Origin of the sequence: Pseudoxanthomonas dokdonensis, from assembly GCF_001431405.1 — a bacterium.
GTDB classification, from domain to species: Bacteria; Pseudomonadota; Gammaproteobacteria; order Xanthomonadales; family Xanthomonadaceae; genus Pseudoxanthomonas_A; species Pseudoxanthomonas_A dokdonensis.
The window spans coordinates 26,863-46,474 of record NZ_LDJL01000007.1; the positions used below are offsets into that span (position 1 = coordinate 26,863).

The window sequence follows — 19,612 nt, forward strand, 5'->3', positions numbered from 1 at the left end:
TGGATGCAGGGGAAGGGCTCAGCAATGCGCACTGACAGGGCAGGGGCGGGGCTCGGCAATGCGCACCGACAGCTTCAACGACGTTACGGTTTACTACTCCCTCCCCGTTTACGGGGTAGAGCCCGCCCCGTACTTGATACGGGGGCCGGGGTGGGGGCAGCAAGCGTCAGTACTGCTCAGCCAAGCCCCCATCCCAACCCCCGTATCGAGTACGGGGCATGCCTACCCCGCAAGCAGGGGAAGGGCTCAGCAATGCGCACTGACAGGGCAGGGGCGGGGCTCAGCAACGCGCACCGACAGCTTCAACGACGATACGGTTTTCACTCCCTCCCCCGTTTACGGGGAAGAGCCTGCCCCGTACCTGATACGGGGGGCGGGGTGGGGGCAGGACGCGTCAGGACACTTCCAGTAACACCCATGCCAGTTCGCAGGACGCTGCCCGGCTGGACGCAGAGATCCCAGCACCCCCCCACTCAGTCCTTGGTGACGCGATTTATCTCGGCCAGGCTGGTCACGCCGTTGCGGACCTTCATCAGCGCGGACTGGCGCAGATCGCGGACACCGGCTTTCTGCGCCACTTCGGCAATCTGGATGGCGTTGCCGCCTTCCAGCACGATTTCGGCAATGGCGTCAGTCATCGGCATCACCTGGTAGATGCCGGTGCGGCCCTTGTAGCCTTCGGTGCATTCCTCGCAGCCGACCGGCTCGTACAAGACAAAGCCGGCATCGACCTCGGCCTGACTGAAGCCTTCGGCCAGCAGCGCATTGCCCGGCAGCTCGACCGGGCGCTTGCACTTGTTGCACAGGCGGCGGGCCAGGCGCTGGGCGATGACCAGGGTCACCGAGCTGGTGATGTTGTATGGCGCGATGCCCATGTTCATCAGGCGGGCGATGGTCTGCGGCGCGTCGTTGGTATGCAGCGTCGACAGCACCATGTGGCCGGTCTGGGCCGCCTTGATCGCGATTTCGGCGGTTTCCAGGTCGCGGATTTCGCCGACCATGATGATGTCCGGATCCTGGCGCAGGAAGCTGCGCAGCGCGGCGGCGAAGGTCATCCCGCGCTTGGTGTTCTGCTGCACCTGGTTGACCCCGGGCAGGCGGATTTCAACCGGGTCCTCGACCGTGGAGATGTTGCGCTGCTCGTCGTTGAGGATGCCCAGCGCGGTATACAGCGACACCGTTTTGCCCGAGCCGGTCGGGCCGGTAACCAGGACCATGCCGTAAGGCTTCTGGATCGCCTCTTCGAACAGCTTCTGCTGGTCCGGCTCATAGCCCAGCTTGTCGATGCCCAGCTTGGCGGCGCTACCGTCGAGGATGCGCAGCACCACTTTTTCACCGAACAGGGTCGGCAGGGTGCTGACGCGGAAGTCGATCTGCTTGGTCTTGGACAGGTTGAGCTTGATGCGGCCGTCCTGCGGTACCCGCTTTTCGGCGATGTCCAGCTGCGCCATCACCTTCAGGCGCGCGGCAATGCGCTGGCTCAGCTTGACCGGCGCCTTGGCGACCTGCTTGAGGATGCCGTCGATGCGCAGGCGCACCCGGTAGTCGGTTTCGTACGGTTCGAAATGGATATCCGACGAACCGCGCTTGATCGCATCCACCAGCACCTTGTTGACGAACTTGACCACCGGGGTGTCGTCGCCCTTGGAGTCCACACCGGTATCGCCGCTGCCGCCCAGATCCTCGTCGGTGCCGACCTCCAGGTTCTCCAGCCCGTCATCATCATCGCCAAACGCACCCGACAGATTGCTGTTGGCATTGAGCCACTGGTCCAGCGCACGCCGCAGCGAATCCTCGTCGACCAGGATCGGCTCGACCACCAGGTTGGTATGGAACTTGATTTCATCCAGTGCGTGGGTGCGGGTCGGGTCGGAGACGCCGACAAACAAGCGGTTGCCGCGCTTGAACAGCGGCAGCACCTGGTGCTTCTGGATCAATTCCTCGCTGACCAGCTTGATCGCACTCTGGTTGGCATCGAACGCGGTGACATCCAGCAGCGGCATGCCGAACTCGATGGCGTTGGCGGCGGCCAGCTGCGGCGGACTGACCAGCTTCTTCTCCGCCACCCACTGCGCCAGCGGCACCTTGGCGTCGGTGGCGTTGGCCATGGCGGTACGGGCGACGGTTTCATCCAGCGCCCCGTCCTGGACCAGGCGGCGGGCGATGCCGGTGATACCGACCAGATTGGTGTTGGTAAGTGCTGCGTTCATGAGGTCTACCTGCGGCAAGTCTACAGATGGCAGCAAGAATCAGGCCAGAGCCCTAGACTAACGAAACCGTCTTCAAAACAAAACATACGGAGCCTTGGTCGGCGGAGCCTGCGAAGGCGGCGGTCCGGCGGCGGCCCACATCAACTGCAACTCAAGCGCCCGGCCCTGGGATCCCGCGTCCAGCGGGGATATCGCCAGACGGGTGGCATCATCGGCGACTTCCAGAATGTCGCCAGTCTGGCGCTTTTCTCCATTCACCATGACGTCCTGATTGGTAGTCAGTCGGTAGCGTCCGCCAAATGGCAAGCGCAGTAAATGTTCATCCCGGTCGGTGACCCGTAACCGCCCCCCGGCAACGAAAATCGGCCCCCAGTAACGCAGATAGTGTTGCTGGATAAGAGCGCGATCCGCTGGCAGCAGCTGCTGGAATGCGGACTTGTCTGGATCCAGCAAGGGTCTGTTCGCAAGCAGAAGCGGCGGATGATATCGAGCCAGGGCCATCGGCATGAAGGGTTCACCGCGCGCGCGATAGTCCCCCATGCCCCATCGCGTCATAAAGAAATTGGCTTTGGAGAAAGAAGCGATCATGCCGCTGTGGTCGATGTAGCTGACGGTCTGCGGGAAGATCTGGTGCACAGCGCTGATCAACTGCCGTTGCCTGGCCAGGGTGTCTTGCTGCAATTGCAGATAGGTTCCCCGTGCCTGCAGCAACAAAGGAATCGCCAGCAGTAGCGGTAGCAGATATCCGAATCGTCCAAATTTGCTGACTGTGGTGCGGGTCAATGCATCGACCGCCAATGGAATCAACGCTGAAGCAGTCGCGAGCATGACGACAAAGTAGTAAGGAAATGCGTTGCGATATAACACGATTGGCAGCAACGAGAGTGCGCAGGCCAGAGCACTAGAATTACGGCGGATGACAGCTGCAACGGCACCAGCCAGGAGCAGCAGCCAGTAGAACCTGTTCTCGAACCACAGCCTGGTCAGATAGCGTGAGCCGGGCAGCGGCTCGGCCTCCAGCAGTGTCGTCGTGACCGCATTGTTGACGGTTGTGTGTGCCAGGGCGATATCGACGCCAAGCGATTGCGAATGGGCGGCCAGCAAGACCAGGAAAACACTGGCTGAAATCAGCCCCAGCAGAAACAATGCCTTTACCCTTCGCCACCAAGGTGTGCGTTGGCCGGGAGCCTCCGCTCCTTCGAAAAGGATGATTCCAGCGAGCACGGGGATGAGGAACGCCGCCTTGATCGTGATGGTCCCGGCGAGGCCCAGCAGTACGGCGGTGATCACCAGTCTGGCGGGTTTCACTCCTCGGGATATGACGCCCGTCGCAGCGCAACCCAGCAGTACCAGCATCGAATCTGATCGAAACGATGCACCATGCAGCATGACCGGTAGTGTCGATAGATACGCCAGGGGTGCGATGAGCGAGGTTGACCGACTGGCCCAGCGACACGCCAGATACCAGAGTGAGACACAGGTCAGCGCCAGCAGGCAGACCATGGCGACGCGGGCTGCAAGAATCTGTGCCACTTCATCGCCTTTGATATGGACCAGCCAACCAAAGAGATGCACGTACTGGGTCTGTAATGGACTGGACAACTCGTGTCGATGAAACTTCATCAGCTCGGACAGGAAGTAGAACTCGTCCCAGTTGATGTTGATGCGTGACAGCAGTACGGCCTTGGCTGCCAGTAAAAGCAGACACGCGACCAGCAGGCATGCAATGACAAGCCGTTGTAGCATCAGGTCTGAACGAAAGGCGTGCGACTTCAGGATCATTGCCCGCTCACTGGCAGAGTGCCGTCAGCGCGTGATCGTCCCGCCAGTGCAGGCATGCCTGTTGCTTGAGATACGCCACAGGCGCCTGGGTTGGTGCGTTCTTCACTGGCCACCAACGCAGCTGGCGTCGATCTATGATCAGCGGATGGCCGTCCTGTGAAGCACCGATAGCGAGGATCCAGTTATCGAGGTAAACAGCACGCTGGCGATACCTGATTCTTTCGGGCATGGACAACTCGTCGACAACGACGCGCCCCTCGTCGTCAAGCCTGAACATATGCATCATCTCGTTTGCCACTTGTCCTTCGTTGATGTCATCAGTGTTCAGGGACTTGGGGAAGTAGGATGACTCGACGAATCGAATGCGGTTCGGAGAGGACGTATCAGGCAACGCCGCCAGTTGTGGCGCCAGGGATACGCCATCAAAGCCCTGGGCACGCTCCGGCAGGCCGGCCAACTGGGCCAGCGTTGGCGCGACGTCGATCAGACTGGCCGGAAATTCCCGCTTGCCGCTGATCACCCTGGACCTGCCATATTGCCGAAACGCGAGCAGGACCTGGACTTGAGGGGCACGAAAAGCAGAGCCGCCGTGACCGTGCACTCTGTTTGTGGCCTCATCGCCGGAAGCATTGTGCAGTCGATCCTTGCGCATGCCAAAATCCTCGCCGTGGTCTGACAGCAAAACCATGATGGCGTTGTCCAGTCGACCCTGCTGCTTCAACGCGGCCAACAGCCGACCGATCTGGTCATCGACCTGGGCAAGCGCGTTGAGATAGTTGTTGCGACTGTCGCTGAATGCAGCGTGCCGGGTGCGGAAATCCCTGGCCGGGTGAAAAGGCGACTGGCGACGATAGGGCCAATGTGCGCCGCAGTAGTGGGCATAGAAGAACAACGGACGTTCACGATCCGCATCAGCCAACGCTTTGTCGATGCTGTCCGAGAAAGTTGCTGGCTGGTAAGCGTAGTCCAAGGCGCGATTGCCGCGAACAGCGGGAAACAGCCAGCCACCCACAGGCGTGCCGGCGATCAGATTGACCAGTACGTTGTCCGCGGCCAGCGACATGACAAAGTCGACAATGCCCATCGGCGGACCGATGACGCGGTCAAATCCGTAGCGCTGGTCGATATTGGCGAAGCGTGTTTCGTCCATGGCGAGCAGCGTGCGGTAACCCGCTGCGCGGAACTGATAGGCAACACTGTCCTGGGTGGCGACACGGGAGGGGGGATAGAGATTGTCGCGTCCGCCATGGTGGTTGGGCCAGCGACCGGTCAGTATGCTGACGGTCGCCGGGAATGTATGCGGCTGGGTGGTCAGTGTGTCGTTGAACACTACGCTGTCTTTCAACAGGCCTTCCAGATGCGGCATCAGATACAAGGGTGAGTCGAAAGCCTGGAGGTGGTCCGGCCTCAATGAATCCACCCCGATGACGATGATGTCAGGGCGATCACGTAGTGAGCCACGGCCGGATTTGCCCGCAAATACGGTCAGCGCTGTCATGACAGTCGCCCCCATGACCAGCGCGCCGAAGGTGTAGCGCTTGGCCCGGCGTGCTTGCTTCAACCAGAAAATCAATGCGATCAGCAGATAGCTGGTCACCGCGAACGCGAGCAGTGACCCGATAAGCCTGCCTGAGCCACGCGCCAGGACGGGTATCAACCAGTGGCCCGTGGTGGAATCAGGATATAGCCAGCTGTTGCCCAGATGAAGGATGGCCGTCACCAGAATAAGTTGGGCAAGCAGCACGGTTAACTGTATATCGCGGGAAATTCGCGGTGCGAGAAGCGCATTGAACGCAGCTGCGTTCAGTACAGCAAACAGCAGATGGACGGCGACCCATGCCAGGAAAAATAATCCAAGTTCCAGCCAGGCAGGGTTTGGCCGCAGGATGGCTTGCCATTGCTCAGTGGGTGCGGCCAACTCGCTCAGGACATGCGAGTGAAGTAACGCATAGCATTGCAGCGCCAGCCACAGGAGTGCCCACGTAAAGCAGATTGTGCGTGTGCGCAGGACTGGCATTGGAAAGGAATTTCAAGACGGTTTAAAAAAAAGAAACCCCGCAAATGCGGGGTTTCTTGTACGCATCTGTGCTTGCTTATTCGCGGCACTCAGACGGCACGTACTTAACGTCGCTGGGGTTATTACAATCCCAAGTGACGCCGGCGCTGGTTTCTGTGGGGACCAGGTCAAATGTCACCGGGGCATCCGCACCTGCCTCAACCGAGATGCCGATGGTGCCGGCATCGCAAGTAAGAGTCGTACGGCCGATCTCAGCTTCGTTCACGCCCAAGCAATCGTCACTTGCGTCGGAGGCCATGTTTTCTGCAACAGTCGCTTTGGCGCCGCTTGCAACAGCAACACCTTCACTGACACGTGCGCGGACGGTGTAGTCCTTGTAAGCCGGCAGTGCGATGGCGGCCAAGATGGCGATGATGGCGACCACGATCATCAGTTCGATGAGGGTGAAGCCCTGCATGTTCTTCTTCATTACGTTTTCCCCTTCAGGAGTGGCATGGTTGGTAGGTGACACAGGACCCGCGTGTGCACATGCAAGCCCCGTATCCCCGTGTACTGGAACCGTGGGCGCCGAGCTGTTGCCCTGCAACGGAGAGTGATGCATGTAACGTGCCAACTTGGTCACCGCTCGAGCCACCCTGTGTCCCCACGATGGCCGAGCGCTGTGTGACCGAAGTCGGGGCGAACTATGGCATCAAAATTTTGACTTGTGTATCGGGGAAACGGCCGTCAAACAGGTAAGTGGTCACAGTCCCGGCGATTGATGGATTTATCGCCAAGGTGGCGGAGTCAAGAAAATGACACCTTGGGTCAGAAAGTGACGCAGTGTGTCAGTTGGGCCGGCTGACATGGTGGCCAAAGCGGTGATGGTTGTTGTGGTTCGGATGCCCGAAGCGCGTTGAGAAGATCGTGAGCGTGCGACGGGGCAGCGGAGCAAGCTCCGCTCTACGTTTGGGGTTGGGATTGGGTGTGGCGGCGTTGCCGGTTATTCGATGCCGAGTTTCTTGAGCTTGTAGCGCAGGGCGCGGAAGGTGATGCCCAGTTGCGCGGCGGCCTTGGTCTTGTTCCAGCGGTTGTCTTCCAGCGCTTTGTGGATGGCGCTGCGCTCGAGCTGCTCGATGTAGGACGGCAATGGGCCGTCGGGGGCGTCATCGTTGATGTCGTGGACCACGCCGTTGCCGGCAGCCGTCGCCCTGGCGTGGCCGTTGGCCTGCGGCAGGTACAGATCATCGGCGTTGATGATGTCGCCATCGGCCATCGCCAGCGCGCGCTCGAGGATGTTTTCCAGCTCGCGCACGTTGCCGGGAAAGCCGTAGCCGGCCAGCGCCGCCATCGCCGCATCCGACAACGCCGGGGTGTCGCGGCCGTGCTGGGCGGCCAACCGCGCCAGGATCGCCTGGGTCAGTTGTGGCAGGTCGCCGGTGCGTTCGCGCAGCGGCGGCACCCGCAGCTCGATGACGTTGATGCGGTAGTACAGGTCGTGGCGGAAGCGGCCATCGGCGGCCAGTTCGCCCAGGTCCTTGTGGGTGGCCGAAAGGATGCGCACGTCGACCGGGATCTCGGCCGAGGCGCCGACCGGGCGCACGCTTTTTTCCTGGATCGCGCGCAGCAGCTTGACCTGCATCGGCAGCGGCAGTTCTGCCACCTCGTCGAGGAACAGGGTGCCACCGCTGGCGGCCTGGAACAGGCCCGGCTTGTCGGCATGGGCGCCGGTGAAGCTGCCTTTCCTGTGGCCGAAGAATTCGCTTTCCATCAGCTCGGCCGGGATCGCGCCGCAGTTGACCGGGATGAACGGCCCGGCCGCGCGTGCGCCCTGTTCGTGGATGGTGCGGGCCACCAGCTCCTTGCCGACGCCGGACTCGCCGAGGATGTAGACCGGGGCCTGGCTGCGGGCGACCTTGGCGATGGTCTCGCGCAGCACGCCCATCGCCGGCGACTGGCCGAGCAGGCGGCTGGCCTGTTCCGGCGGTGGCGGGGCAGGCGCGGGGCGTTCGGCATTGTTGAGCTCCAGCGCGTGCTTGACCAGCCCGCGCAGCACCGCGATGTCGACCGGCTTGCTGACGAAATCGAAGGCGCCGGCCTTCAGCGCCTCGACCGCCAGTTCGACATTGCCGAAGGCGGTGATCATGGCGACCGGGGTGCGCGGATGGTCGCGGGCGATCTCGGCAACCAGCTCGATGCCGTTGCCATCGGGCAGGCGCATGTCGGTGAAACACAGGTCGTAGCGGTTGCGGGCCAGTTGCTCGCGGGCATCGCCAAGATTGGCGGCGGTATCGATACGCAACCCCATGCGCCCCAGGGTCAGTACCAGCAATTCTCGGATGTCCCGCTCGTCGTCGACGACCAGGGCGCTACGGTTTTCGCTCATGAATCTCCCCTTGACCCCTGTGAGAACAGTGTAACGGGAGAATGTGAATGTGTTCCAGCCGCGCCGCATCATGGCATCGGCGACCATTGCGCTGAGGCTGCCGCCGCGGCGCGCCGCATGAAACCATCGGCGCCATTACGGTCATGCCGTCGCCCCGGCGCGGCGCAGGAAGGCACTGGTCACCATGACGCCTGGGCCGCCGCCGCGGCGCGCTGCATGAAACCATCGGCGCCATTACGGTCATGCCGTCGCCACGGCGCGGCGCAGGAAGGCACCGGTCACCATGACGCCTGGGCTGCCGCCGCGGCGCGCCGCAGGAAGGCATCGGTCAGGGTGACGTTTGGGCCGCCGCCGCGGCAGGCGGTAGTACGGCGTCGGTTGTACAACCACACAGACCGCCCGGATCAGCCGCGCGATAGCTACATCGGTGTGGACTGCAGCGCGTGCGGGCCGGGCAGGGTGATGCGGAAGCAGCTGCCGCCGCCGGGGACCGGTACGTATTCCAGCGTGGCCTGGTTGGCGCGGCACAACTCGCGGGCGATGTACAGGCCCAGCCCGGTGCCATGCTCGGAAGTGGTGAAGAACGGCCGGAACAACTGCGCCGCGACCGCCTCGGGGATGCCGGGGCCGCGATCCATCACATCGATGATCGGGTGGTGCTGGGCATGGGCCACACGCAGCCGCACCCGCGCCGACTCGCCCGGCAGCCGACCATAGTTGAGGGCGTTGTGGACCAGCACGGTGACGACCTGCTGCAGGTGGCGGAGGTCGGCCATCGCCGGCACCGCGCTGGCGCCGGTCACCGCTACCAGCGAATCGGTCTCGATCGACAGGCTCTGCTGGTAGTCCTCGACGAAACGGCGGGCAAAGCTGTTGAGCTCGATATGTTCGGGGCTGGCCCGCTCGCGCCGGGCCAGGCCGAGCACGCTTTCGACGATGCCGTTGGTGCGCTGGCATTGCTGGTGGATGATCTGCAGCAGGCGGCGGTCGCCATCGACAATCTGCTGCGACTCTTCCAGCAATTGCACCGCGTAGTTGATCGCGGCCAGCGGATTGCGGATTTCGTGGGCCAGGCTGGCCGAAAAGCGGCCGAGCGCGGCCAGGGTCAAGGACTCGGCGCGGCGCGAGACCACGGTGGCGTCGTCGAGGAATACCAGCGAGGTGTCGCTGTCGGCCAGCAGCCGGGCAAAACGCGGCTGCACTTCGGCCTGGTCCGGGCTCAGCTGCAGCGGGCTCTCGTCGTGGGTCCAGCCGTTGCGCCAGGCCTGCAGGCGGCGGTACAGCTCCGGCGCGGCATGGACCAGGCTGCTGGCCTGCGGGTCGCCTTCGGGCTCGCCCGAGTCACCGAGCAGCAGCGAGGCGGCTTCGTTGGCCAGCTTGATGTGGTTGTCGGCATCGACCACCAGCACGCCGGTACGCATGCGGCGGATGATCAGCTCGTTGATTTCATACAGGTTGGCGACCTCGGCGCCGCGCTGTTCGGCCAGCTCATGCCCGCGTCGGGCGCGGGTGCCGGCCCGGTGCGCCAGGTAGCCGACCGACAGATAGGCCACGCTGAACATGATCAGGTCGGGGATGGTGCGCTCGACGCTGCCATCCAGCTCGTCATGCCAGAAATACTCGCCAAACAGCACGCCGATGGCCAGCAGGGTGATCGCCAGCGACAGATTGGCCGACGGCAGCAGCAGCGAGGCGGCGGCGACGTTGAACAGCAGCATCATCGCCACCCCGGCGGCGGCGGCGGGCAGGGCATGGGTGATCAGCCCGGCGACGGCGATGTCGACGCAGACGCCGATCAGCACGATCGGCACCAGCCAGCGCACGTTGCGGCCAAACACGTACAGACCCAGCGCCAGCAGCAGGTAGCTGACGCTGGTGCAGATGGCCAGGTCCGGATGCGGTGGGTCGGCCAGCATGCTGGACAGTGGGCTGAAGATCAGCCCGGCCAGTACCCCGGCCTCCAGCAGGCGGAACAGGGCGAAGTAGTACAGCTCCCGGCGCGGGGCTGATTCCAGATGCGAAAGGATCGAAGGACCTGGCCGCAAGCGCTTGTTTCCCCTTGGCTGACTTAACAGTATAGGCACAGACCGGGGCCGCGGTTTTGCGCCACCCGCCGCTGTGCGCGACAATAGGGGGCTGGCTGACGCAGGAAGCGTACCTCGTACCCCCCACCCGGTACGCGACAGGCGCCAGCTTCTATTTTGTTCCCTACCCACGGTGACGCATGAATTTCCACGAATATCAGGCAAAACAGTTGTTTGCCGACTACGGCATCCCGGTGCCAGCCGGACGCGTTGCGTCCACTCCCGACGAAGCCGTCGAAGCGGCCCAGGCCCTCGGCAAAGGCCCCTGGATGGTCAAGGCCCAGATCCACGCGGGCGGCCGCGGCAAGGCCGGCGGGGTCAAGTTCTGCAAGACCACCGATGACGTCAAGACCGCTGCCGCCGGCATGCTGGGCACCAACATGGCGACCTACCAGTCCGCTGGCGTGGCCCTGCCGGTCAACCTGGTGCTGGTGACCGAGGCCGGTGAAATCGCCAAGGAACTGTACCTGTCGGTGCTGGTTGACCGTGGTACCAAGTCGATCACCTACATCGCGTCCAGCGAAGGTGGCGTCGACATCGAGCAGGTTGCCGCCGAGACCCCGGAAAAAATCCAGACCCTCAACGTCAGTTTCGTTGAAGGCCTGCAGCCCTACCAGGGCCGCGAAATCGGCTTCAAGCTGGGCCTGACCGCCAAGCAGTCCAACCAGTTGGCCAAGATCATGGGTGGCCTGTACACCCTGTTCAACGAAAAAGACCTGTCGCTGGTCGAACTGAACCCGCTGGCGATCCTGGACAGCGGCGACCTGTACGCGCTGGACGGCAAGGTCAATTCCGACGACAACGCCACCTTCCGCCACAAAGACCTGGCGGCGATGCGCGACACCTCGCAGGAAGACGAAACCGAAGTGCTGGCCTCCGAGCACGATCTCAACTACGTGACCATGGACGGCAACATCGGCTGCATGGTCAACGGCGCTGGTTTGGCGATGGCGACGATGGACGTGATCTCGCTCAACGGCGGCAGCCCGGCCAACTTCCTTGACGTCGGCGGCGGCGCCACCAAGGAACGCGTGACCACGGCGTTCAAGCTGATCCTGTCCAGCGACAAGGTCAAGGCGATCTTCGTCAACATCTTCGGCGGCATCGTCCGCTGCGACATGATTGCCGAAGGCATCATCGCCGCGGTCAAGGACGTCGGCGTCAAGGTGCCGGTGATCGTGCGGCTGGAAGGCACCAACGTGGAAGCCGGCAAGAAGCTGCTGGCCGAATCGGGCCTGGCCATCCAGTCCGCCGACGACATCAACGACGGCGCCAAGAAAGCCGTCGCTGCTGCCGCCTAATCACGAGATCCAAGGATTCCCAATGAGCGTTTTGATCAACAAGAACACCAAGGTGATCGTGCAGGGCTTCACCGGCCAGCAGGGCACCTTCCACGCCACCCAGATGGTGGAATACGGCACCCAGGTCGTCGGCGGCGTGACCCCCGGCAAGGGCGGCACCACCCATATCGAGCTGCCGGTGTTCAACACCGTCGCCGAAGCCGTTGAAGCCACCGGCGCCGACGCCTCGGTCATCTACGTGCCACCACCGTTTGCCGCCGATGCGATCCTGGAAGCGGCTGCTGCCGGCATCAAGGTCATCGTCTGCATCACCGAAGGCATCCCGGTGCTGGACATGCTGCGGGTCAAGAACGTGCTGAACGGCCATCCGGACGTGACCCTGATCGGTCCCAACTGCCCCGGCATCATCACCCCGGGCGAGTGCAAGATCGGCATCATGCCGGGCCACATCCACCAGCCGGGCAAGATCGGCATCGTCTCGCGCTCCGGCACCCTGACCTACGAAGCGGTCAAGCAGACCACCGACGTCGGCCTGGGCCAGAGCACCTGCATTGGTATTGGCGGTGACCCGATCAACGGCCTGAACTTCGTCGACTGCCTGAAGCTGTTCAACGAAGATCCGCAGACCGAAGGCATCATCATGGTCGGCGAAATCGGCGGCAGCGCCGAGGAAGAAGGCGCTGAGTACATCAAGAACCACGTCAAGAAGCCGGTCGTCGGCTTCATCGCCGGTGCCTCCGCCCCTCCGGGCAAGCGCATGGGCCATGCCGGTGCCATCGCCTCCGGTGGCCAGGGCACGGCCGAAGGCAAGTTCGCGGCGATGGAAGCCGCTGGCGTCACCACCGTCCGTTCACCGGGCGACCTGGGTGCCGCGATTGCTGCCCGCTTGAAGAAGTAAGCATTGGTCACCGGCGAGGTGTCGGTGATGTCGAGAAGAAAGCCGCCTTCGGGCGGCTTTTTTTTTGGCTGGATGTTGATGAAAGTCGCGTGACCTTGCCCCCACCCCGGCCCCCGTACCTGATACGGGGGCTGGGGTGGGGGCAAAATAGCGACAAACCAAGCAAGGCAAAGCACAGGAGGTGCAACGATGCGACAGGGACAGAAACGCGACCGCGCGCGGCAACTGCGCCGGGACATGACGACCGCGGAACGACGCTTATGGGGTGTGCTGCAGAAACGACAACTGGACGGATGCCGCTTCCGGCGCCAGCATCCGATTGGCCGGTACATCGCCGATTTCGCCTGTCTTGAGGTGGGGCTGATTGTGGAAGTCGACGGTGGCCAACATATGGACGCACGCAGCGATCGCGTGCGTGATGCATTCCTGCAAGAGCAGGGTTTCCAGGTTCTGCGCTTCTGGAATGACGAGGTGTTGACCAATCTGGATGGTGTGTATTGTCGATTGGAAGCGTGGTTGAACGAATATCGCGAGCGTTGCCCCCACCCCAACCCCCGTATCAGGTACGGGGCAGGTTCTACCCCGTAAACAGGGGAGGAAGCTAGGCGACAGGGCCAGGGAGTGGACCGCATAGTGTTTGAATTGTCGTGCATCTGTGACAGATAAAGATCTGTTTTTGCCCCCTCCTCCGCTTGCGGGGGAGGGTTGGGGTGGGGGCAGGCTCCTGGCCGTGAACAGCGACGCGGCTGGATTGGTGCCGGCACTGCACCGCAAATGAACGCCGCCGGACGCCTGTTGCGGCGCTTCTGGAATAATGGGCGCCAGCGATCCATACCGCGTCCGCGTACACGGACGTCGCCCAGCCGCCTGCCTCGCAGTGACAGATCCAAAGGACATCCATGCCAAGAACTCTTCGCATCGCCATGGCCCAGTTCGACTTTCCGGTCGGGGCGGTGGCTGGCAATCTCGAGCGCATCCAGCAGATGATCGCGCAGGCGCGGGATGAATACGGCGCCGACGTAGTGATGTTCCCGGAATTGGCCATCAGTGGTTATCCGCCGGAAGACCTGCTGATGCGGCCGCGCTTCCTGGCTGATTGCGAAAGCGCGTTGCGGCAGATTGCGGCGACCACCACCGGCATCGTCGCGGTGGTTGGCTGGCCGGAGTCGGCCGGCAGCGTGGTCTACAACTCCGCCAGCGTGCTGCGCGACGGGCGGCTGGAGCGGACCTACCGCAAGCGCGAGCTGCCCAACTACAACGTGTTCGACGAGCGCCGCTACTTCGACGTCGATCCCGATGGCGGCTCGTGCGTGTTCACGGTCAAGAGCGTGCAGGTCGGATTGCTGGTCTGTGAGGATCTGTGGTTTGCCGAGCCGATCCATGACACCGCGATGCAGGGCGCCGAAGTGGTGGTGGTGCCGAACGCCTCGCCGTTCGAGCGCGACAAGCACGCACAACGCGATGCGCTGATCAGCCAGCGGGTGGCCGATACCATGCTCGACGGCAGCCAGCTGGGCGTCGGCCTGGCATACCTGAACGTGGTCGGCGGCCAGGACGCGCTGGTGTTCGATGGCTCGTCGGTGGTTGCCGACGGCGATGGCAGCGTGCATCCGGCCGCAGCCGCGTTCAGCGACCAATGGCTGGTGGTGGACTTCGATGCCGATACGCGCCGGTTCTCGCCGGTGGTATGGATGGACGACGGTGATGAAAGCCGCGATGCCCTGGCCTGGCGGGCGATCGTGCGCGGGCTGCGCGACTACTGCGGCAAGAACGGCTTCAGCAAGGTCTGGCTGGGACTGTCAGGCGGCATCGATTCCTCGATCGTACTGGCGCTGGCGGTCGATGCGCTGGGCGCGGACAACGTCACCGCGGTGCGCCTGCCCTCGCGCTACACCGCCGAACTGTCCAATGATCTGGCCCAGGAACAATGCGATGCATTAGGCGTCAAGCTGCTGACGATTCCGATCGAGGCGCCGTTCAAGGGCTTCCTGGAGGCCCTTGGGCCGAGCTTCGAAGGCCTCGCCGCTGACACCACCGAAGAGAACCTGCAGTCGCGCAGCCGCGGCGTGATCCTGATGGCGTTGTCGAACAAGCTCGGTGGGCTGCTGCTGACCACCGGCAACAAGAGTGAATACGCGGTCGGCTACGCCACCATCTATGGCGACATGTGCGGCGGTTATGCGCCGATCAAGGATCTGTACAAGACCGAGGTGTTCGAGCTGGCCCAGTGGCGCAATACCGTTGGTGGCGCGCCGGTGATCCCGCCGGCGGTGATTTCGCGGCCGCCATCGGCGGAACTGCGGGAGAACCAGAAGGACCAGGATTCACTGCCGCCGTACGATGTGCTCGACGCGATCCTGTACCGCTACATCGATCAGGAGCAGTCGCGCGATGAAATCGTCGCCGCCGGTTTCAATGCTGAAACGGTCGACCGCATGCTGAAACTGGTACGCACGAATGAATGGAAGCGCCATCAATCGGCGCCGGGGCCGAAGATCTCCAAGCGCGCGTTCGGCCGCGAGCGACGGTACCCGATCAGCAACCGCTACGGCAGTTGACCCACTGCCCGGCGGATGCCCGTCTGGCGGCGTGAAGCGTAAAAAAAGGGCCCAGCGGGCCCTTTTTTCGTTTCAAGCATCTGACGGCGCTTACTTGCTCTGCTGGGCTTCGCACTCGAACTTCATCACGCATTTCCACTCCGACTTCATGCTGATGAGGCTCCAATTGCGTTCCTTGGACTCTTCGATACCGTGGTCGAGTTTGCCGAACGGCGACTTGCGGTCATAGGCGAATTCACGCTTGCCATCGTCGTGATGCAGCAGCATGCCCAGTCGCGGTCCGGCACCGGAAGTCGTCCATTCCAGCATCTGGATGTCGCCATCGGAATTGCCGAAGGCGGCGATCGGGCGGCGGCCAATGTGGTACTGGATCATCACCGGCTTGCCGGTCTTGTCATCCAGGAAGTTGAGCGCCGGCTGGCGTACCAGCGTGGGCTTGCCGTCCTTGAGCTGGTATTCGACCTTGATGGTGCTGCCGATCACCTGCTCCGGCGGGATGCCGTAGATCGACTCCGTCCACGGCCGCATGAAATCAATGCCACCGCCGGAGACGATGAAGGTCTTGAAGCCATTCTGGCGCAGGAAGTACAGCAGCTCCAGCATCGGCTGGTAGACCATTTCGGTATACGGCTGGCCGGTCTTGGGATGGCGTGCCGTGCGGATCCAGTCGCTGGCGATCTGGTTGAACTCATCGGTGCTCATGCCGGCATGGGTGACCATCACCATTTTCAGCAGGCCTTCCTCACCGGATTGTGCCAGCGCGGCCATGTCGTTCTCGAGCACGGCCTTGAACGGCTGCTCGGTTTTCCACTCTGGATGTTGCGCTGCCAGCGCCTTGACCCGATCCAGGGCAAAGGCCAGTTGCACGTACATCGGCTGTTCGGCCCAGAGGGTGCCGTCGTTGTCGAACACGGCAATCCGTTCGTCCGGGGCGACATAGTCCGCGCCACCCTGCTGGGTCACACGGTTGACGAAATCAATGATCGCGGTGCGGCTGGGGCCATCGTTCCATGATGGCAATGGCTCGGCGCCGAACGCCGCGCCGGCAGCCAGCGCCAGCGAGGTGGCCAGCAAGGCGCTGGCAAGAGGTTTGAAGACCAGGTTCATGGTGTCTCCTGCGCTTTAAGCGAGCCGCCCCGCATGATGCGGGGCGGCGTTGGGGTTGGCGTCAATCAGTTTCCGCTTGGCATCGGAATACTGAAGCCTTCTTTTTCCAGATTCTCTCGTACGTACTGGAACCGCTGGTACTGGCTCAACGTGATCGGTCCGGTATACGTCTCGCTCTGCAACTTGCGCGGCGGGTACTTGATGTAGCTCTTCATCTTCTCCTGGGTCGCGGCGTTGATTGCCACCAGCATCCAGGTACGTTCCGTGTAGTTGTTCATGAAGATGTCGTAGCGTTCCTGCGGGTCCTGCCAGAGATCGAAGATCTGCGGCACGGTCGCCACGTATTTCTCCGGACCCTTCCAGCCCTGGTTGGCATCCACGGCCAGGCCGCCGGTGGAAGCCCCGTTGTCACCGCGCAGGTTGAACACGGCCTTGTAGTTGCCTACGCGCACCGCACCCGGGGTCAGCTCGTTCTCGGTGAAGTAGAACCAGGAATTGCGCAGCGGCTTGCCGGTGGCGAACAGGACCGGCGACATGTCGATGCTGTCGAAGATGATCGGCTTGCCGTCGCGGTCGTTGCCCGGCAGTTCCACGCCGGCCACGTTGGCGAAGGTCGCCATCAGATCCAGGCCACCCATGACGTCGTGGTTCTTGACGCCGGCCTTGATCTTGCCGGGCATCCAGGCAATGGCCGGGACGCGGTTGCCGCCTTCACGCACGGTACCCTTGGTGCCCCGGAACGGGGTGTAGCCGGCGTCCGGATAGACGTCCTGCCATGCACCGTTGTCGGTGGTGTAGAACACCAGGGTGTTCTTGTCCAGGCCGGTCTCGCGCAGCTTGGCCATGATCGCGCCGATGCGTGCATCCAGTTCGACGATCGAGTCGGCGTACTTGGACTTGGACAGTGACTTGCCCTGGAATTCCGGGTCCGGCATGTTCGGCTGGTGGACCTTCATGAAGTTGATGTTCATGAAGAACGGTTCGGCCGGCTTGTCCCTGGCGACCTGGTCCAGATAGTCCAGCGAGGCTTTTTCGACATAGGCGTCGAAGAACGGGATACCGACCACGCCGGTCGGGTATTCCTCGCTGTTCTCGTCAGGCTTGTTGACGTACTGGCCGTTGATTGCGAAATCCTCGACGGCTTCCTCGCCGGCATTGGCCGACAGCGAACCGCGGGTGACCTTCTTGAACATGGCGCGCATTTCCGGCGTCATGTCCGGGAACCAGGTCGGGTCCGCGTAGGTGTAGGCATTGAGGTGGTACAGGCCGGCGTACTTCATGACGTCGTAGCCTTGTGCATTGGGCAACGCGTAATCGGATTCGCCAAGGTGCCACTTGCCGGTGAAGAACGTGTGGTAACCGGCCTTCTTCAGCATCGATGCCAACGTCCACTCGGCGGCCGGCAGACCGCCACCCTGACCCTGGAAGGCCACGGTGGTCATGCCGCTGCGGTTGGGGATGCGACCGGTCTGCATGGCGGCGCGGCCCGGGGTACAGCTGGCCTGCGCGTAGAACGAGAACATGGTCATGCCTTCGGCTGCCAGGCGGTCGATGTTGGGGGTCGGCATGCCCCGGCCTTCGCCGCCGCCGTATGGGCCCAGATCGCCGTAGCCGGTGTCATCGGAGACCAGCAGGATGATGTTCGGCTTGGAACCGGCGACCGCGGAGGCGGCCTGCGGATCGACCGGCACCGGGGTCGGGTTGGCATCCAGCGCGGCATGGATGCCGACACCGACCGCGCCGGTGGCGTCGGTCGATGGCGCCATGGCCGCGGAGCTGGGGCCAGCGGCGGCGACAGCGGCGGAACTGCCGCCTGCGGGAGTGTCGTCGGCGTTGTTGGCGACGGGGGCGTCACCCTTGCCGCACGCTCCCAGCATCGCTGCCATCGCGATCAGTGGTACGTACCTCGTGAGTATTTTTCTCTTTCGACTGCTGGACATGCCGTTCTCCTGTGACGTTTGGTTCCAACCTTGTGTGCGGAGCGTTTCCTGGCTCCGCGGGATTTCCCGGTCGATGCAACAGCCCGCGTCAGCGGCGCTGTCCCGCATCGGCCAGGGCAATGCTTCGGGCCGGCGGCGGTGCGTCCTCGACCAGCCGGAAGCCGACATGGCTCATGGCGTTCATCGGGTCGTTGCCGCGGCGCGCGCTGGGCCGGTAGCTCAAGCAATATTCGACATTGCAAAGAAATGAGCCGCCGCGGATGGTGCGGCGGGGAGCGGCAGGCACGGCGCCGCTGTCCAGCGGATCCCAGGAATCATCAGGGCCGGTCGGGTCGACGATGACCTGGTCCGGATGGGCCTTGGCCTGCAGTTCGAAATAGTCGGAGCGGTAGTTGTCGGCGGTCCACTGCCAGGCATTGCCGGTCATGTCGACCAGGCCATAACCGTTGGGCGGGAAGGTGCCGACGCGGACGGTGCCGACCGCGCCACCGGCCTGCGGGCTGACCACCGGGAAGCGGCCTTTCTGCTCCGAATCCCAGATCTCGGTCATCGACTTGCCGTCGGGCTTGAACTCGTCGCCCCAGGCATAGGTGGCCTGGTTGAGGCCGCCGCGGGCGGCGAATTCCCATTCGGCCTCGGTCGGCAGGCGCTTGCCGGCCCACTTGGCGTAGGCCAGGGCATCCTCGTAGCTGACCTGGACCACCGGATGGTTGTCCTTGCCCTCGATGCTGCTCTGCGGACCCTGCGGATGGCGCCAGTCGGCACCGGGCACGAAGCGCCACCACTGATTGACGTCGCGCAGGTCGACCGGGGCTTCGGTACCGACAAAGACCATCGCCCCGGGGACCAGGGCTTCTTCCGGCAGCGGCGGGGTGCCCGGCGGCAGTTGCACGGCCAGATCTTCCCAGCGCTGGCGCTGTTCGGCGGTGGTGACGTAACCGGTGGCCTTGATGAATTCGGCAAACTGGGCGTTGGTGACGTGGGTGCGATCCATCCAGAAGCCGTGCACCCGCACCTTGTGGGTCGGTTGTTCGTTGGGATGCGCCAGCTGGTGGTCGCTGCCCATCAGGAAGTCACCGCCCGGTATCCAGGCCATCTGCTGCGGGCCGCTCTGACCATCGCCGATGATCATCCGCGGTGCGCTGGGGGCGGCATCGGCGCTGCTGCTCGCGGTGGTCGTCGCCTGATCATCCTGAGAGGTGATCCAGACGGTGGCGGCACCGGCGGAAAACACGAACGCCACCAGGCCAGCCAGCCCAAGACGGACCGAATCGGAGAGCCGCCGGCGCGCAGGAGCCGCAGCTGCCTGCGCCGTGTTGGCGGGAGCCTTGCGTTGATTCCTGACCTGTC

The 19,612-nt window shown here is 63.2% G+C and carries 13 protein-coding genes; 4 read left to right on the top strand and 9 right to left on the bottom strand.

Features of this window, described 5'->3' with window-relative positions; all coding sequences use genetic code 11:
• Positions 1 to 473: 473 nt before the first annotated feature.
• From pilB to ABB29_RS06890, 6 genes are all read right to left on the bottom strand, one after another.
• Complete coding sequence (gene pilB / locus ABB29_RS06865; RefSeq protein ID WP_057657884.1) at positions 474 to 2,210, bottom strand: type IV-A pilus assembly ATPase PilB; 1,737 nt, start codon at positions 2,208 to 2,210, stop codon at positions 474 to 476.
• Positions 2,211 to 2,282: 72 nt separating this feature from the next.
• Entirely contained in the window at positions 2,283 to 3,992 is a 1,710-nt protein-coding gene (locus ABB29_RS06870) for an ArnT family glycosyltransferase (protein ID WP_057657885.1), read from the bottom strand.
• Positions 3,993 to 3,999: 7 nt separating this feature from the next.
• Positions 4,000 to 5,910 (bottom strand): sulfatase-like hydrolase/transferase, encoded by a 1,911-nt coding sequence (locus tag ABB29_RS06875; RefSeq protein WP_170185854.1) that lies wholly within the window; start codon positions 5,908 to 5,910, stop codon positions 4,000 to 4,002.
• A 175-nt stretch (positions 5,911 to 6,085) separates the two neighbouring features.
• Positions 6,086 to 6,478, bottom strand: a complete 393-nt coding sequence (locus tag ABB29_RS06880; protein ID WP_057657887.1) for a pilin — start codon at positions 6,476 to 6,478, stop codon at positions 6,086 to 6,088.
• Positions 6,479 to 6,991: 513 nt separating this feature from the next.
• Positions 6,992 to 8,374 (bottom strand): sigma-54-dependent transcriptional regulator, encoded by a 1,383-nt coding sequence (locus ABB29_RS06885; protein ID WP_057657888.1) that lies wholly within the window; start codon positions 8,372 to 8,374, stop codon positions 6,992 to 6,994.
• A gap of 419 nt (positions 8,375 to 8,793) precedes the next feature.
• Positions 8,794 to 10,419, bottom strand: coding sequence for a sensor histidine kinase (locus tag ABB29_RS06890; protein ID WP_057657889.1), 1,626 nt, complete (start codon positions 10,417 to 10,419; stop codon positions 8,794 to 8,796).
• A 179-nt stretch (positions 10,420 to 10,598) separates the two neighbouring features.
• On the opposite strand from ABB29_RS06890, the gene sucC reads away from it, so the two are divergent.
• From sucC to ABB29_RS06905, 4 genes are all read left to right on the top strand, one after another.
• The gene (gene sucC / locus ABB29_RS06895; RefSeq protein ID WP_057657890.1) at positions 10,599 to 11,759 is read left to right on the top strand and encodes an ADP-forming succinate--CoA ligase subunit beta; all 1,161 of its coding nucleotides are present in this window, start codon (positions 10,599 to 10,601) and stop codon (positions 11,757 to 11,759) included.
• Between the two features lie 22 nt (positions 11,760 to 11,781).
• The gene (sucD, locus tag ABB29_RS06900) at positions 11,782 to 12,657 is read left to right on the top strand and encodes a succinate--CoA ligase subunit alpha (protein ID WP_057657891.1); all 876 of its coding nucleotides are present in this window, start codon (positions 11,782 to 11,784) and stop codon (positions 12,655 to 12,657) included.
• A gap of 189 nt (positions 12,658 to 12,846) precedes the next feature.
• A complete protein-coding gene (locus tag ABB29_RS16095; protein ID WP_083487601.1) occupies positions 12,847 to 13,245 on the top strand; it encodes an endonuclease domain-containing protein in 399 nt (132 codons plus the stop codon).
• Between the two features lie 311 nt (positions 13,246 to 13,556).
• Complete coding sequence (locus tag ABB29_RS06905; protein WP_057657892.1) at positions 13,557 to 15,215, top strand: NAD+ synthase; 1,659 nt, start codon at positions 13,557 to 13,559, stop codon at positions 15,213 to 15,215.
• Positions 15,216 to 15,305: 90 nt separating this feature from the next.
• Here the strand turns inward: ABB29_RS06905 and ABB29_RS06910 are convergent, their stop codons facing one another.
• The 3 genes from ABB29_RS06910 to ABB29_RS06920 form a co-directional block, all read right to left on the bottom strand.
• Positions 15,306 to 16,322: an HAD family hydrolase gene (locus ABB29_RS06910; RefSeq protein ID WP_057657893.1), complete on the bottom strand. Its 1,017-nt coding sequence runs from the start codon at positions 16,320 to 16,322 to the stop codon at positions 15,306 to 15,308.
• Positions 16,323 to 16,387: 65 nt separating this feature from the next.
• Complete coding sequence (locus tag ABB29_RS06915; RefSeq protein ID WP_245622564.1) at positions 16,388 to 18,262, bottom strand: arylsulfatase; 1,875 nt, start codon at positions 18,260 to 18,262, stop codon at positions 16,388 to 16,390.
• 88 nt (positions 18,263 to 18,350) lie between these two features.
• Positions 18,351 to 19,505 carry a formylglycine-generating enzyme family protein gene (locus tag ABB29_RS06920; protein ID WP_211260700.1) on the bottom strand — a complete coding sequence of 385 codons (1,155 nt, stop codon included), beginning with the start codon at positions 19,503 to 19,505 and terminating at the stop codon, positions 18,351 to 18,353.
• Between the last annotated feature and the right edge of the window lie 107 nt (positions 19,506 to 19,612).